The 16,434-nt window shown below is 57.2% G+C and carries 12 protein-coding genes and 1 pseudogene; 6 read left to right on the forward strand and 7 right to left on the reverse strand.

What is annotated here, in order from left to right:
- The first annotated feature begins 5 nt into the window (after positions 1–5).
- Both ACR3FC_RS06655 and ACR3FC_RS06660 read left to right on the forward strand, forming a co-directional pair.
- On the forward strand, positions 6–344 hold the full coding sequence (locus ACR3FC_RS06655) for a TfoX/Sxy family protein (RefSeq protein WP_480473989.1): 339 nt from the start codon (positions 6–8) through the stop codon (positions 342–344).
- 12 nt (positions 345–356) lie between these two features.
- Positions 357–1,016, forward strand: coding sequence for a DUF2461 domain-containing protein (locus ACR3FC_RS06660; RefSeq protein ID WP_480473990.1), 660 nt, complete (start codon positions 357–359; stop codon positions 1,014–1,016).
- 150 nt (positions 1,017–1,166) lie between these two features.
- On the opposite strand, the gene ACR3FC_RS06665 is transcribed toward ACR3FC_RS06660, so the two are convergent.
- From ACR3FC_RS06665 to ACR3FC_RS06680, 4 genes and pseudogenes are all read right to left on the reverse strand, one after another.
- Positions 1,167–2,501, reverse strand: a complete 1,335-nt coding sequence (locus ACR3FC_RS06665) for an adenylate/guanylate cyclase domain-containing protein (RefSeq protein ID WP_480473991.1) — start codon at positions 2,499–2,501, stop codon at positions 1,167–1,169.
- Positions 2,502–2,743: 242 nt separating this feature from the next.
- Positions 2,744–4,372, reverse strand: a complete 1,629-nt coding sequence (locus tag ACR3FC_RS06670; RefSeq protein ID WP_480473992.1) for a N,N-dimethylformamidase beta subunit family domain-containing protein — start codon at positions 4,370–4,372, stop codon at positions 2,744–2,746.
- A 4-nt stretch (positions 4,373–4,376) separates the two neighbouring features.
- Positions 4,377–4,661: a hypothetical protein gene (locus ACR3FC_RS06675; RefSeq protein WP_480473993.1), complete on the reverse strand. Its 285-nt coding sequence runs from the start codon at positions 4,659–4,661 to the stop codon at positions 4,377–4,379.
- 30 nt (positions 4,662–4,691) lie between these two features.
- Positions 4,692–5,524 (reverse strand): annotated as a pseudogene (locus ACR3FC_RS06680) (CoA transferase).
- Between ACR3FC_RS06680 and ACR3FC_RS06685 the strand changes: the two are divergent.
- Positions 5,411–6,547, forward strand: coding sequence for a GlxA family transcriptional regulator (locus ACR3FC_RS06685; protein WP_480476827.1), 1,137 nt, complete (start codon positions 5,411–5,413; stop codon positions 6,545–6,547). The pseudogene ACR3FC_RS06680 and the gene ACR3FC_RS06685 overlap by 114 nt on opposite strands.
- Positions 6,548–6,646: 99 nt before the next feature.
- Here ACR3FC_RS06685 and ACR3FC_RS06690 read toward each other — a convergent pair whose 3' ends face one another.
- From ACR3FC_RS06690 to ACR3FC_RS06700, 3 genes are read right to left on the reverse strand one after another with little or no spacing between them, the layout of a single operon-like run.
- Positions 6,647–7,762: an ABC transporter permease gene (locus ACR3FC_RS06690; RefSeq protein WP_480473994.1), complete on the reverse strand. Its 1,116-nt coding sequence runs from the start codon at positions 7,760–7,762 to the stop codon at positions 6,647–6,649.
- A complete protein-coding gene (rbbA, locus tag ACR3FC_RS06695) occupies positions 7,763–10,456 on the reverse strand; it encodes a ribosome-associated ATPase/putative transporter RbbA (protein ID WP_480473996.1) in 2,694 nt (897 codons plus the stop codon). It lies immediately after the preceding gene.
- Complete coding sequence (locus ACR3FC_RS06700; RefSeq protein WP_480473998.1) at positions 10,453–11,448, reverse strand: HlyD family secretion protein; 996 nt, start codon at positions 11,446–11,448, stop codon at positions 10,453–10,455. Before ACR3FC_RS06700 ends, rbbA begins: the two co-directional genes overlap by 4 nt.
- A 441-nt stretch (positions 11,449–11,889) precedes the next feature.
- On the opposite strand from ACR3FC_RS06700, the gene ACR3FC_RS06705 reads away from it, so the two are divergent.
- From ACR3FC_RS06705 to ACR3FC_RS06715, 3 genes are read left to right on the forward strand one after another with little or no spacing between them, the layout of a single operon-like run.
- On the forward strand, positions 11,890–13,800 hold the full coding sequence (locus ACR3FC_RS06705) for a CHASE2 domain-containing protein (protein ID WP_480473999.1): 1,911 nt from the start codon (positions 11,890–11,892) through the stop codon (positions 13,798–13,800).
- Entirely contained in the window at positions 13,800–14,477 is a 678-nt protein-coding gene (locus ACR3FC_RS06710) for a DUF928 domain-containing protein (protein ID WP_480474001.1), read from the forward strand. Before ACR3FC_RS06705 ends, ACR3FC_RS06710 begins: the two co-directional genes overlap by 1 nt.
- A 38-nt stretch (positions 14,478–14,515) precedes the next feature.
- The gene (locus ACR3FC_RS06715; protein ID WP_480474003.1) at positions 14,516–16,345 is read left to right on the forward strand and encodes a caspase family protein; all 1,830 of its coding nucleotides are present in this window, start codon (positions 14,516–14,518) and stop codon (positions 16,343–16,345) included.
- Positions 16,346–16,434 lie beyond the last annotated feature (89 nt).

A 16,434-nucleotide genomic window follows, 5' to 3' on the forward strand; every position in this document is an offset into this window, starting at 1 on the left:
TGCCGGTGGATGAAACCCTCAACGCCCGCATTCGCGACGCTTTGGCCGCGCATGTGGGCATTTCAGAAAAGCGCATGATGGGTGGTAATTGCTTTTTCTTGAACGGCAACATGCTGTGCGGGGCGCGGCGGCATAACGACGGGCTGGGCCGGTTCATGTTCCGGGTGGGCAAGGACAACGAAAGCATTGCGCTGGCGGATCCCACGGCCCAAGAAGTGATCCACGGCACACGCAAACTGGGCGGTTTTATCCGCGTGGATGAGAGTGATTGCGATGACGCCGCTTTGCTGCGCTGGTTACACCTTTGTCTCGAACACGCCGCGGCCCTTCCCGCGAAAGACTGAACGGAGAAAGCAATGGCTCAGTTTGAAAGTTTCTCACCCGAAGCGCTTGGTTTTCTCAGGGATTTGCGGGCCAATAACACGAAGGAATGGTTTGCAGCCAACAAATCAACTTACGAGACCCATTTGAAGCAGGCAGGCACGCTGTTCGCGAATGACATGGCGGATGCCTTGCGTGATCTGACCGGCCAGACCCATAGCAGCAAGATTTTTCGTATTCATCGGGATGTCCGTTTTTCCAAGGACAAAACACCTTACAACGCACACCTGCATATTGCGTTTATTCCAGACGGGAGTGCGGATCAGCCGCCGATGTGGTTCTTCGGTCTCTCACCCGATGATCTGGCGCTTGGCTGCGGGGTGTTTCAGTACGAAAAGGAAGCGTTGGATGCCTTCCGAACAGAGATGGCAGGCCCCAATGGGGCAGAGGTGATACAGCTTGCCGCTGAGATGCGAAAGCGTGGTTTCCGGGTCGGGGATCCTGAATTGAAACGTGTTCCCTCCGGTTTCGACAAAGATCATCCAAATGAAGAGGCATTGCGCCGCAAAGGCTTTACCGTCTGGACAGATTTGAGCAATCCTGCCTTAGCTATCGAACCAAACCTCATTGAACGAACGAAAGGTGTTTTTGGGCAACTCTTGCCGGTTTTCCAATTGCTTTCTCGGATCGAGTAACCCCTGCCTGGTTTACGGGGGGGCGGAGGTTTGACAGGCCTCACTGCCGTGCCGGTCTCAATCGCCCAATGCCTTGATAGGATCACCGTCTACAAGTGAGCTCGGAAATAAATGCGAGCTCAACTGTCGCGATGCTGTCGCGCTGAGATGTCATCGGCTTGCCGGATAAACCCAAACCTTAACCAGAGCGGCGCGCCCCCGGATTTTTTGTTCTCCGGCGTCAGTCAACCGGCTTAAGTTTGGGATTGCATCGTTGTGCCCGATGGCCTGCACCAAATCGTGGCTCACGACCAATTGCGTGTTCAGTTCTCTGGTCAGGTGCTCGATCCTGCTTGCGACATTCACATTGTCCCCAATCACGCCGTATTCCAGTCGCCGCTCGTTGCCTATGTCGCCATCTACAACCGATCCCCAATGCAGCCCGATTCCCACACGCACCGGTTCCTTCCCGGACAACTCTCTTTCTGCGTTCCATTTGTCTGACGCTTCTATCATCTCGAATGCGCAGTTCAACGCATTGGCAGGGTCGTGTGCACTGGGCGTTGGAGTGCCAAACGTGGCCATAAGACCGTCGCCGATATACTTGTCCAAAGTGCCAGAGTTATCGAATACCGATTTACCCAACCGATCATGGTAGTCTCGTAAAAGTTCGATCACCTCGTCGGCAGTCGCGTTCTCGCAAAGCTTCGCAAACCCCATTATGTCCGCGAATAACACGGCAACGTTTTGTTGCCTACCAGCCGCAATTCCGGCTTCCAGACTGCTCAATTCGTCAAGCACGTTGGGTGAAAAATACCTCGCCAGGCTGGCTCGCTTTCTTTCGGTCGAAATGAAATTCTGAACCAGCCTGCGAGAGCGCGCGACGACGATCGCAAGCCCGGCAGACACGATCAGCACGACCATCAATTCTATGGCTGCATAGCCAAGAAACAGAAAGTTCAAGTCTCTTGCCCCGGCAAGCCAGGCTTCAACGGATTGCTCGGTCAACTCCAAGTTACTGCGTACGTCAGGCTGACTCAGAAACCATGCCCACATCCCGAGGCGGGACACAATGATGCTGACACCGCACCAAACCACAAGGGAAGGCCGAAAACTGAAAGATGTCTGCATCAGAAATAGGAAGAAAAACAAAAACCGCGCCGTGTCCATCGCTATGGCGGGTGGCAAGGGGCTGTCGATATATGGTGATCCCAAGGTAAAAACGGCTGCAAGAGAAACACAATCTAACGTAACGAACACATACGGAAGACCACGCCCGCCGCGACGCGTGTAGGCAGCGACAAACTGCAAACCTCCCAATAAAATAAAGAAAAAAATTTCCAGAAGATTGAAGTAATAAGCCGGTCCTGTTTCCGGGCTGTCGATCACCTGCCAAAGAAGAACAACGGCCAATGCAAGTGTTCGGACTTTAGCTGCCAGCAATGTCCCTTGACGCTCTTCTTCGGCGAACGCCACGTTGCTGCGCGATTGTATTCTGGTTTGCACGGTATCGGACATTTGCCGGATATCGTAAACGGCCTTTGCTAATTCGCTAAGCCATTCCTGTTGTGTGGTGAAACCTGAAAAAACCAGTTCGGCTTGGGCTTAAATTTGCTGATCGTCTCTCGTCTGATCGAGTTGTTAGTCACCGCATCACTTGCTGGTAGTAAACGTGAGGGTCATGTATCCGCGAAACAAGTAATTCTTTGGAAAGGCAATACGCCCCAACCTTCATTTGAGCACGTAACCTAACCCTTTCCCAACCTGTCGAGCACATTGCGGGTGATCTGTTCTACCTGCTCGTCCCGGCGGATCAGCCCGGCAACCCATTCGCAGGTTGCGGCTGTAAAGATCTGACCCTTGCCGCGACGCCACGAGATGATCATCCCATTGCCACGTTTACAGGCGTCGAGCGTCTCGGGTGTGACTTCGCCGAACAGCATCTGCGCCTTGAACCGCGCATCGTCGGCGCCGATGTAGAGCGTTTCACCCCAGACCCCGTGATCTGCCTCGATATTGGTGGCAAGCCCCATGGCAAGTATCTCGATCTCTGGAACAGCGCCGTCGGTACAGGTGGGAAATGGCAGACCGTCTTCGAAACGGTAATCCAGACCATCGACCTCATAGCCAAAAATCCGGCCGTGCGCGCCTAAAATGTCGCCATAGCCGACCCCGGCTCCGTCAAATGCCCAATGGTCGGGGCGGTAGACCGTAAAGCCGCCTGCGCCGCCGCCCACGCAATTCCCAAGACCGGCGTAAACACCGCGCAGAGCGTTAACACCGAATGTCAAGGCACCCGGGCGGTCAACTGGTGCGACCTCGAAGGCACCCGAGACGAGGTGCTCTTGTTCGGTGCCCATAAGCGGGTCCTGATCCGCGATATACTTGTAACAGATCTGCGTGTGACCCTCGTCTTCGATCCGGGTCTGCCACAGGAAGTTTCCGGCAAACCGTGCAACGTTGCCACCGCCATCGACATAGGTGTCAACAGCGTCACGCATAATCGCGCTCCAGTATTCGTCATGGCCGACAAACACGGCACAGGCATACCGGCCAAGCAGCTTCGGGTCGTGCTCAAGATCATGCAGCGCGATCACGTCGAAATCATAGCCTTCCCCCTCGGCCCAACGGGCGAAATGGCGTTCATAGCTGGCCCACCCAGCCGAGGCGTATTTCTTGGAATAGCCATAAGCGTAAGCCCATTCCATATTGGGGTAGCGCACCATTTCGCCCGGTCTGGTCGGCTTTTCCCGCAGCGCCCGCGGGGCGCCTTCAGGCAGCCTGCAAAACCCGCGCGACCAGGGTCGCTGGGTCGAAAGAACCGGGGAAAAGGCGTTACCTTCGGGACCGGTGATGCCTTCGTAATGGTTCGAGCCGCCCCAGCAGTTATAAGCCAGCCATGTGCCGGTGGCACAAACCAGAACATAGGGTGATGGCTTGGCATCAGGGGCGCTTCTTACAAGGATGATGTGATGCTCTTCGACCATCTCGTCGCCACTGCGGGCGCGGAAGGTGACAAGGTAGCCGCCAGGCGCCCAGTCTTCGGGAATGCAAAAACCATAGCCCTCGGGCCAGCCACAACCCTTGACCGAGCAATCCTCCGGCGTGGGGTGATACACCCCCGGCAAGCCCGTCTCGGTCAGGAGTGGTTGATAGACCAGCCCGTCGCGACCGATCTCAAGATCCCATTCACGCGCCGTGGTCGACACATGAAGTGCCACGCGATCTCCGGGGGCATAGCTCATCTTTGGGGTATATCCCCAGATCTCGAGAACCGCATCATTTCGGGACGGGCCGATGTAATAATGATCTAGGATATGGCGCGCCTTTGCACGGGTGCGTGGCGTGATTTCCGGTCCGAACTTGTCTTGGGTCATGTGTCTATTCCGGCAGATATTTTTCCGACCAGCTCTCAGCTGCCACGGCTTTTTCGATCATACGTTGTATCTCGGTGTCACCATAACCCAGACGCGCAAGGATTTCGCGCGTGTCTTGTCCGTATTTTGGTGCCGGGCCGGGGATGGTTATCGTGGCATTCTGCGGTCGCACCGCATTGGGGGCAACCAGATCAACCCAGCGGGCCATCGGGTGCTGGTCATGTCGAACGGCTCGGAAGGTTGCATTGCGAATGTCGATAGCGCCTGCGCTTTCAGCCTGAAGGCCCACGTTGGGTGTCGTGCAGCGAACCGAGGCGGGTCACACCCACCGAGCTCCCAGCGAAAGCCTGAGCACTGGTTTTTTCGCGAAACGCTCGGACAGAGCGGAGTCCAGATCAGTATCGTCCAAGCCGGCAAGATCGGACGGGTCAGGCACGCGCGCCAAGGCGGCGTGACCCTCGGTCGGTGCGGCGAAGAACATCCAGCCGTCGGACGCGGCATAGCAGCGATGGAACGGCCCCCAACCAAGCGTTTTTCGCCCCGAAGGTTCGTCAAACGGCGCGCGCGTGTCGAAATGATACATGAACTGCGCTTGAATCAACTCTCTTGCGGCGGCTAGCGACGCGCGGGCGATGCCACCCTTGCCTGTCATTCTAAGCCGCTCCAGCGCGGCGCCCAGCGCCACGCAGGCGCAATGCCCCGTCAATGCATCAATCGTGCCAAAATGGGCGTGTTCCTCGGGCGTTTCCGGCCCGCCGCCAAAGCGGGTCATCGCGCCGGTCGCGGCTGTGCGAGATCGTCATAACCCAGATGATCCGATTTTGGTCCCCGACGCGGTCCGCCCCAGGCTTCAAGCTGCACAACGATGAGACGCGGGTTAACCTCGGTCAGCCGGGCTTCACTCAGCCCCAAGCTTTCTCGTTGCTGGTCTGTTCCGTTCATTGTGATTACGTCTGCTTCAGCGACCATTTGCCAAAAGACGTGCTGCCCGCCCTCCGAACGCAGATCGAGCAAGATGCTCTTCTTGCCGCGCTGAGCATGCAGGCCAAAAAACACCGCGTTCCACGGATCGACCGAAGGTCGTACCGGCTGTACCAGTGTGACCTGCGCCCCAAAACGGGCCAATGTCGACCCAATGGTCGGCCCGGCAATGACGTTGGTCAGATCCAGAACCTTGAGCCCATCAAGCCAATCGCCTTGCCCTTCTCCAACGCTGAAATTTCGGGGTGGTTCCGCGAAAACACGGGCAAGCTCGCTGCGATATCCATCCGCTTAAGGGCCAGCGGTTTTGGTCATCACACCCGGATCGTCGGCCAGCCAGGCCACATTGCCCATCTGACGCATCCGCCCGTGGCGGGGGTCATCAAGTACGGCCACCAGCCCCGAAGTGACTGCATGGTCGTCGGCCAGCCATTCGGCGGTGCTGAGCTGCGCCGTGGCCGGGGCCTTGGCCGGCTGATGCAGGGCGCAACCGTGATTGCCGCGGATACAGGAGCATGGGTGTTGGCGCGGGGCGGGTTTCTGAACCACCGGAAGGCGACGTTACACTGGCAACTTCTTGAGGATTTTGCAGAGGAGTTTCCCGAAACCCATGTCCTCTTTGACCGTTATGTTCAGGATGGCCGTTTCTGGACATGCGGCAGCGCCGCAGCGGCCCTAGACCTGATGCCGCACTTTATCCGGAGCAGGTTTGGCCCATCAGTTGCCTTTGACGCCGCGGCGATGTTCCTGCATGACAATTCCAGGCGGCACGGTGCCTCTTATCCAGATCAGGCGCTGTCGTCAGCGGTGACGCCAAAACTCAAACGGATTGTCGCATTGGTGTCCGGAGCACTCGAAACACCGCAGCCGGTCTCTGCCCTTGCAAAACAGGTTCATATGTCCGAACGCTCCTTGCGCCGTCTGTTCTGGACGGAGCTTCAGACAACACCGGGGCGGTATTATCTGCTTATACGACTGGCACGCGCCCGCGAAATGTTTCTCTACAGTGATCTTGCGCCTGGGGAAATCGCTCTGCGTTGCGGTTTTGCGAATACGACCACTCTTATCCGCAGCCTGCGTAAAAAACTCCCCACACGATCCAAAGATGTGGCCCGGAAGAGGTGGATGATTGAAGGTTCTGCCAAACGACGCGTGCAAGTTTTCGAAGCGGGAGAAGGGGATTCTAACAGCTGATCGGCGGCCGGGGTATTCGGTCACATATGAATAAATCAATCGTCCCAGAGGCATTATGACATCGCCCCTTGAACATTATCCCAAACCGGTTTGGCTCAATTACTCAACAGATCTCCGAAAGAGGGCCAGACTTGTTGCCAGCAGGACAGCGCCCAGCAAAGCCATCCAGATGAACTCTGGCCAAACTGTTTCGAGACCGGCACCCTTGAACACAATTGCCTGACTGGCGGCCATATAGTGACGAGACGGCAATAGCAGCGTCCCGACCTGCAACCAGTCTGGCTGCCCTTCAACCGGCGTCTCTCCTCCGGACAGCATCAGCATGGGAAGGACGATCAGCATGACCAAAAGCGCAAACTGCGCCATCGAACGCGCAATCGTAGCGAGAAAAACCCCGAGTGCGGTTGCGGTGAACAGAAACAGGGCAGTGCCAAACAGGAACAGTCCTTTTGACCCCGAGATTTCAATTCCCAGCGCACCCTGCATGACAAAGGTCAGCGACAGGCTGGCCGCGATCAGGACAATTGCAGCATTGGCCCAGATTTTGGCTGCTGCAATGTCAAACGGGGTCAGCGGCATTGCCAGCAGATGCTCGATCGTCCCGTGCTCCCTCTCTCGGATCATGGCAGCGCCGGTCAGAATGGTGGTAAGCCACATGATCTGTCCGATCAGGGCAACGATCCCGGCAAAACGCACGGTATCACGGTTGGGGTTGAAAGCGCTTCTTAGGATGACATCGACCAGCGGTGGATCTACAAGATCGACACCGATCGCAAAGCGGCGAATTTCGGCACCCAAAATATTGGTGATATAGCTGGCACCGATCCCGGCCTGCTCCATCGCCGTGGCGTCGATCAGAACTTGGATTTCAGGCTTGCGCCTTGCCCTTAGGTCTTTCTCGAATCCCGGTGGAACAACAACTATGAAGATGAATTCTCCGGCGTCCATTTGCGCTGGACCGCTACCTGGTTCGATTTGTACGACCGGCTGGAACTCGGGTGGAAAATATGCTGTGGCAAGCGCTCGGGACAGTGGAGAATTGTCCTCATCAGAAAATGCAATCGACGCGTTGTTGACCGAGGTCGCTACGCCGGTTGCCTCCATCATGGGTGCCAGCGTGAAAGACCAGACCAACAGCGCCATCATCACCCAGTCCCGACGCAGGCTCATCACTTCTTTCAGGCCAAGCCAGAATATGCAGGACAATCGCTGCATTCACTTCTCCTGCGCGCGAAGGCAAAGCGCGGCGATCAGTGTCAACGCCGGTCCAAAGCAGGCCAGTGCCAAAATGTCCGGTGCGAGCGCCTCCCATCCAAGCCCTTTGGTGAAGGCCCCGACATTGAGGTGCAGAAAGTAGGATGAGGGCCAGAGAGAGCCGATAAGCTGCGCACCATCCTCAAGCGTTGATACGGGCTGCAAAAGACCCGAGAACTGGATGGTAGGCACGACCGAAGCGATAGCAGTGGCAAAAGTCGCTGCCACCTGGCTGGATGTCATGGTTGCGATCAGCAATCCATAAGACGTCGTCGCCCAAACATACAAAAACGCACCCAATGCCAAAGGCAGGGGATCGCCCTTAAGCGGCACATCGAAGACAAAAATAATCATTGCGGCCAGCAACAGGAAATTCACGTAGGCAATCATGATATAGGGTATCTGTTTGCCGATCAGGAACTCGAGCCGGGTTGTCGGTGTTACGTAGAAATTGACGACCGAGCCCAGCTCGCGCTCTCGCGCGACGCTGACCGCAGCCAACACGGCAGGCAGCATGATCAGCAGGATGGCGGGCATGGCCGGGGCCATCGCGGCAATGCTCTCAAAGCTCTGGTTATAGCGAAACCGGGGTTCAATACGGGCGATCTCAACCGCGTGTTCGCCTGTGGTCCTCGACTGCCCGTCAAGAAACGACTGGTGCAGCCCGGCGACATACCCCTCGACTGTTTCCCCCTTGAAGGGGATCGCGCCATCAACGGTTGCCAGCACTTGGGTAGGTTCACCTGTGCGCAACTTGCGCCCGAAATCAGGTGGCAACTCGATCACCATCGAAACGTCCCCTGCCTGCAACCGTCTGCGCCCTTCTGTGGCGCTGATCAAAGGCGGCGTTTGCTTGAAATAAGGCGATCCCGATATTTCTTCCGTGTAAGCCCTGCTTTCCGGGCTTTGAGACAAGTCCAGAACGGCAAACTCAAGATCTTCTATGTCGAGTGTTATGCCAAAGCAGAACACCAGCATCAAAATCGCCGAGCCAAGAAATGCAAATGCCAGACGAACTGGATCGCGGACTACTTCAACCGCTTCGCGTCGTGTGTAAGTCAGGGCACGACCGATACCTTGTCCGGTGACCTTGGTCTTGGTGACAAAGTCAACTTTGGGTGCCACGACAGGTGCAGGTTTTTCTGCGGCCTCCAAAACTGAAATGAAAGCTTCCTCAAGGCTGCCGGTGCCTTCTGCGGCGATCAGGTCCGCGGGCGTACCTTCCGCCAGAACACGGCCCGCATGCATGAATGATACGCGGTCGCAGCGCTCTGCCTCGGCCATGAAATGGGTGGAGACAAAGATCGTCACCAAGTCCTTGCGCGAAAGTTCGACCAGCAAAGCCCAAAAGACATCGCGTGCTTCGGGGTCCACACCCGAGGTTGGTTCATCAAGAATGAGAACTCGGGGACGATGGATAACCGCCACCGCCAATGACAAACGTTGTTTGATTCCAAGAGGCAGCGCGGCAGCTAGTGTGTCGCGATGGGCCGTCAGACCAAAACGTTCGGTCAATTCCGATATGCGCTCCTCTCGATCAGGGATTGCAAATATCCGGGCATGAAGCTGTAGGTTCTGATGAACTGACAACTCGCCATAGAGCGAAAAAGCCTGGCTCATGTATCCGATGTCGCGACGCATCTTGCGATCACGTGCATCAACCGGGTTGCCAAACAACAATGCCTCTCCGGAACTGACTGGCAACAGGCCGGTCAACATCTTCATCGTGGTGGATTTGCCACAACCGTTTGACCCAAGAAAACCGAATATCTCTCCGCGATGGATCGAGAAATCGACACTGTCGACAGCGGTGAAATCCCCGAACCGACGTGTCAGGCCTCGGGCAGAAATCACAGGGTTCGGGTTGACCTGCCGAACAGGTGTTTGTTCCGACGCCAATCCAAAACCATCGTGTGACCGCAAGCGCCGGTATGCGGTTTCGAGATCCCGGTCCTGCCCTTTCAGTTCAGCAGGTTTGCCTTGAAAGATGACGCGACCTCCGTCCATTGCAACAATTCGGTCAAAGCTTTCCGCCTCCTCCATGTAAGCAGTGGACACAAGGACGGACAGTCTGGGATGCTCTGCCCGAATGGCATTAATCAATGCCCAGAATTGACGGCGTGAGAGTGGATCGACACCGGTTGTCGGTTCATCCAAAACCAGCAACTTCGGATCATGTATCAGAGCACAGCACAGGCCGAGCTTTTGCTTCATCCCGCCCGAAAGCTTGCCCATAAGCCGGTCTTCAAACGGCGCCAGCCCTGTCGCCGACAACAGCGCATTGATCCGGATGTCACATTCTTCTTGCCCTTGGCCAAAAAGCCCCGAAAAGAACTCAAGGTTCTCGCGTACTGACAACTCAGAATAAAGGTTTCGACCCAAGCCCTGTGGCATGAAGGCAATGGCCGGGCAGATAAGGCGTCGGTGCGCGGCGTCGTCGATCAAGCCACCTAGAACATTGATTGATCCGGTTTGCAGTTTCTTTGCACCGGTGATCAACCCCAGCAGGGTCGACTTTCCCACCCCATCCGGTCCGATGAAGCCGACCAGCTGGCCCCTGGGAAGATCAAGCGAAACCGACTGCAACGCGACATCGCTGCGATACCGGTGCGTGACACCCGTGATGCGAATCTCAATGTCGGCCTCTGGCGTCATTCGAACAGCTCGGGCGGGATACCCTGTTCCAACGCTTCTGGCCACGCAAGGTTTGGATCGATCCGGATCACGGCAACACCGCGAAGCCCGGTTTTGACGTGCTCAATCCGGAGTTGGACCAGATTCTCGGGGATGCGCACACGGACGCGGAACACCAGTTGTTCGCGTTCATCCAAAGTCTCGACCTGCTTGGGTGTGAATTGTGCTTCAGGTGAGACAAAGGTTACAAAGGCTGGAATGGAATAGTCCGGCAGGGCGTCAAGAATGATGCGAGCTTCGGCACCAATAGGCAGCAATCCGGCTTCGCGCGCAGGCAGGAACACCTCCATATACACATTCTCAAGGCTGAGCAGAGTCAGGATTGGTTCACCCGCGGCAACGACCTCGCCGGGTTCCGCCAGCCGATAAAGCACACGCCCGCGTGTCGGAGCCAAAAGCGAGCTGTCTTCGATCAGCGCCTCGATACGGCGCACTTCGGCCTCGGCGGCCGCAATCTGGCTTTCTGCGGTGGCCACGCGCGCCTGTGCGGCACCCAGAACCGCCGCGGCAACCTGATGTATGGTTTCGCGTTCTTCGAAAACCGTTTCAGAGATATTCTGCCCAGTCAGGAGCGCCGTTGCGCGCTGAAGCTCCTGCGCGGCCCGGCGCAGTTCGCTTTTCCGCTGCACAACAAGTGCCTCCGCTTCCACTTTGGTCTGATGTGCCAGCGCCACTTCGGCCTTGGCACGATCTAGCGTGGCGGACAACTCATCATTGTCCATTTCCGCCAGCACGTCTCCGGTGGCGACCATGCCGCCTTCAACTGCCATGACGCTTTCGACACGTCCGGCTAAGGTCGGCGCAATTTCAATCTGTTCCGCCTCAATTCGACCATTCCCCTGCGCAAATCCATCAGGCAACTGGTTCCCGTTTTCAGAGACCAGGGAATAGACCACCACGCCCACCATCGCGAGCGCAGCCAAAGCAAGAAAAATCAATGAGTTTTTCTTCATTTTCCACCGCCTGAAAACTCGCTGCGGGTATTCCTCTATACTGCTGCTGAGCCTTGGGCTTTGCTTTGGATCAAGCCAACGACGTTAGGGCAAAGAAAGACTCTGCGAGCCTGTCGCGGACATGTTCAGCCTTTGTGACCTGAAACTTTACCACAAAAGAGAAACAACATGGCATGCAAACCAACCCTGGCTTCCCACACTAAGGCAATGCGCACCGCGTTGACAGCCAAGCTGAAGTGAAAACGAGTGGCAGTCGATTTCAGAGTCAATTTCTCGCCCCTGAACCGATAGCTTTAGCAGGTTCCTCAAAAGTCCGCCTTGTGAAGAGCACCCTCAAGGACACGGGTTGAGCGGCGTTCAGCCCTGCAAACTCTCGGCTGGTTTTGAGAAAACAACGAACGCAAGTTGCTATTTACGTTCGAACAATTGCAAACTTGTAAGATGAACAGAAGGCTTCTTAGTCCGGTGCAGGCGCTTTTCGTGGCGGGTCTTGCCGCGCTTGGAGTTTTCTCGATCCTCGCAGGCCTTCGTTCTGAAGGATACCTGCAGCGGCCCGAGCTTGCACATTACGATTGGGTTTTGGCCCGCAGGGCCAGCGATGCCCTGGCACAGGATGTTGTCGTGGTCGCGGTCGATGACGAGGATTTGCGCACCTGGGGCTGGCCCCTCTCAGATGGTCAGATTGCGAATATTATCGACGCACTGTCGTCGGCAGGTGCCGCTGTAATCGGTATCGATATCTATCGCGACAATGAGGTGATCGAGGGGCGGCAGCAACTCGAAGCGGCGTTCCTGAAGACCAATGCGATCTGGGTTGTGAAACTGAACGACAGCGGCGGGCTGAGCATCGAGGCGCCGGATTTTGCGCAGAACGACGGCAGCGTGGGGTTTGCTGATATCCCCGTCGACGCGGATGGTGTCGCCCGGCGCAGTATTCTGCTGGTCAGCGGCACCGATCGCATTTCTTTGGCGTTCAGCACACAGTTGGCCCTGCGCGCCACGGGTCAAAACAGCCTGAAAGCCTGGCCGGACGATCCCCGGACCCTGTTGTTTGGTCAGACGCCGGTGCGACGGCTGGAAGACAGGTTCGGCAGCTATCGCGGGCTAGATGATACGGGCTATCAGGTGCTGCTGGATTACACCAACGCATTGCCGATGGCCCCGATCATACTGGCCCGCGACTTGCTCGCCGGACAAGCAGACGCGGACATGATCGAAGGAAAAGTCGCCCTGATCGGGGTTACCAGCAAGTCGATCAAAGACGATTTCCGCACACCGCTGAACAACCCGCCGCAGACGCCATTCAGCTATGGCGTATTGGTGCATGCAGCCACCACCCAGCAATTAATCGATTATGCCGCGGGCCGCAGCCAACCGATGCGCAGCCCCGGGCAAAGTGCGCACTTGGCGATAATCTTCGCCAGCGCATTGTTCGGGGCATTAGCTGGAGTTCTGTCGCGCACTGTGCTGACCGTCATACTACTTGGACCAGGCCTTGCCATCGCTATTGGAGTGGCGCTTTCGAACCTTTTGTCTCGTGGCATATGGTTGCCGGTCGTTCCGACATCGGTTGCTTGGTTTACCGCCTTTCTTTTAGCGCTCCTCACTGTCGGGATCATCTCGCGTCGGCAACGCCAGGCCATCGCCAGACTGTTCTCGGATCATCTGTCCCCGGAACTCACAGCCGAGATATGGAACGCGCGTGATATCCTTTTTGCTGGCGGAAAGCCGCGCCCCCGCCGCTTGCGCGTCAGTGTCCTTCTTGCTGATCTGGAAGGCTCGACGACCGTCGGCGGCTCGGCCGAACCGGGTGCCTTCATGGACTGGACAAGCCGGATTTTGGATGAAATGAGCCAGGTCGCTCGCGAAAATGGCGGGTTCATTGAGAAGTTCACCGGTGACGGAATCCTGGTGGTGTTCGGTGCGCCGCTGCCTCGAACGACCGAGGAGGACATCCAGAAGGACGCTGTCGCGGCCTGCCGGACGGCACTGCAGATTTCTGACCGGATTGACAGACTGAATGCAGAAGGTGGTCTGTTGGCACCTTATGGTCTGCGGATCGGGCTCCATAGTGGCGTGGTTTTGGGCGGCACGTTGGGCAGCGCGGGCAGCCTTCAATACAACATCATGGGCGACACGGTGAACATCGCAGCCCGTATCGAGGCATTCGGAAAAGCGTTGCAAGTTAGGCGCGCGTCGGCAACCACGATCTGTGCCAGCGCTGATCTTCGAGAACTCGTCGGACGCTATTTCACGTTTCAGTTGGTCGGGCACCTTATCCACGACGACAAGTCGCGGGAAATTGCGTTATTCTTGCTGACAGGATCGGCACAGAGGGGGGCATCGCAATGATGACACCGGCATGTTCGGGAAACACTCTTGGCGCTTTGATAACCGGTCTGCTGCTGCTTCTGGGCTCGACCATTTCCCTGTCGGCGCAAGAAAGCGAAGGCAGTCAGCAGGCTGATCCAGACGAGGTCATTTTCATTCCGCCCACCATCGGTGCCCCGGCGGACCGCGTCGGCGCTGCCACGCGCGATGTCGAGCAAGAGGTTGGAGCGCTGGCCGTGCTCGCACCGGCTGGCGGCGGCGTGACCACATTGGGCAAACCCCCGCTGATCTGGCACTTGGCTGATAATTTTTCAGGCCAGATGTCCGCACAGTTGGCCCCGGTCGAGTCGCAGCAGAACGGAGTCGGGATTACCGGTAACGGTCGGTTCCGAAAAGGGTTCTACGCGCTCGACCTGTCGCGCTCGGAACTCGTGCTGGAGCCGGGGAGTATCTATGTCTGGACAGTGGTTCTGGCGGAACCTGAGGCGGGGGCCGTCATCGCGACGGTGACGACTTACGTGGAACGGGTCACCGCCCCAGAGCCCGCCGCAGAGGATGTGCCGGCCTTGGCCGCCGAGGGATTATGGTTCGATGCCCTGCACCCCTTTGTCGAAATCGAGTTATCGGGTAAAGTTCGGGTCAACCGGAATGCGGGGTTTACGAGCCTTGTCCGGTCTGCTGGCATTTCGCTGCCATAGGACACGCTCCAACCCCTCGGCAAACAGGCGGGGGACGCATGATGATATACCGGTCTTTTTCGGGTCTGGCTCTACGCTACGCTCTGCTGGCCGTTGCACTGATCTGCACCATGTCAGCAGCGGCCTTTGCGGCGACGGAAAAACGCGTGGCTCTGGTCATTGGCAATTCCGCTTATCAGCATGTCTCAAGTCTGGAGAACCCGGTCAATGATGCTCAGGACATCTCGAAATCGCTGGCACGTATAGGGTTCGAGGTCACCACGGGTCTGGACCTGGATTACAACGGTATGCGCATCGCGCTTCGGGACTTTACCGAAACCGCCGCAGGGGCCGATGTGGCGCTTGTCTATTTCGCGGGCCACGGAATTGAGATCGAGAACACCAACTACCTGATCCCGGTGAGTGCGGCCCTGAAAAGCGACCGCGACGTCGACTTCGAGGCCATCCGTTTGGATGTAATCGTGAATTCGATTGCCGATACGCCGGGGCTGAAACTGGTTCTGGTCGATGCCTGCCGCAACAATCCTTTCGTTGCGCAGATGTCGCGCGCGTCGGCCACTCGGTCGATCGGGCGTGGGCTGGCCGCAGTGGAACCTGGTGGGGTTGTCGTGGGCTATGCCGCGCGTGGTGGAACGCTGGCGCAGGACGGGGGCGGCCGGAACAGCCCCTATGCGACGGCACTTTTGGAACATATCGAACAGCCGGGGTTGGAGCTTGGGAAAATGCTTCGCCGGGTGCGCGATCGGGTGGTGGAGCTTACGGATGGATTTCAGGAGCCATTTACATATGGCTCACTGCCTGGCGAAGACATCTACCTTGTGCCACAGGTCGAACAGGTGGCAATGCTGGCACCTGCAGACCAGACGACCCAGCCCGTCGCCGTGCGCCCCCTTGCGACCCGCGACACTGCAATCAGCGCCGCGATGAAAGTGAACACCATGCGTGGCTGGTCGCTGGTCGCCGGCAAGTACCGGGCGGCCACCATCGTCGAGCCCGAGATTCTGGGGCGCATGGCCGAGATTACGCCGGATTGGCTGAAGAAACAGGGCCACCTGTCCACAATGGAGGATTTCCTTGTACCGGACCGCGAACGGAAACAGCGTCTGCAAGAGGCGCTCAATACCGCCGGTTTCGAGGTCGGCGTGCCGGACGGCGCGTTCGGACCGAAGACGCGGGCGGGAATAAAGGCTTTGCAGGAGGCCCGAGGGCTTGATCCGACGGGCCATGTCGATGCGGCCGTTCTGGCAAGCTTGCGAATGGAATGGCAGGATGGGGCTGACGATAGTTTTGTCAGCAATCCATTTGCCGTGCGTCAAATGCCGGATGACCTTGAAATGCTGGGTGAAAACGAAGAGATCATAACAGTGCTCAGGTGCCTTGGGCTGCGGAAAAGCATCTATGGCAAGTACCGGGGCAGCTTCTACATCGCCATGATTTATTCCGGCTCGATCGACGACGCACGCCGCCTCGCCGAGAGCTGTGGCATCGATCTTGCATCCCTGACATCGGCTGACGAGAACGCATTCGTGGTGCGCATGATCGCCCATGATCCAGCCTTGTTTGAACAAGGCTATGACAGTCGAACCAACACCAGTTACAAGGCTGGCCCCTATTTTGGCTTCCGGAAGGACCCAAAGGAAGAAAATGCCGTGACAGGCTGGCGGTGGTACACCGGAGAGCCGGTCAATTACACAAATTGGTTGCCATCGAAACCGAACAAGACCCATGGGAAAGGCAACAAGGCTTTCGCTCAGTTTCAGTATGAACGAAACGGACGCCGAGACCTGAGTGAGATCGTGCCTACACAATGGTTCGACGGGTCGGGACGCTTTGCACGTTCAGTCGTTCTGGAAGGCAGGTTGCCCTAACCGGGATAAGTTCAAATGGATTGCAGCCCAGGTGCATTGCTCAGCTCTACAAAAGATTCAGACAAGAGGGCTATCCCGGCTAGTAATTC

This window comes from Ruegeria sp. AF3 (assembly GCF_056536285.1).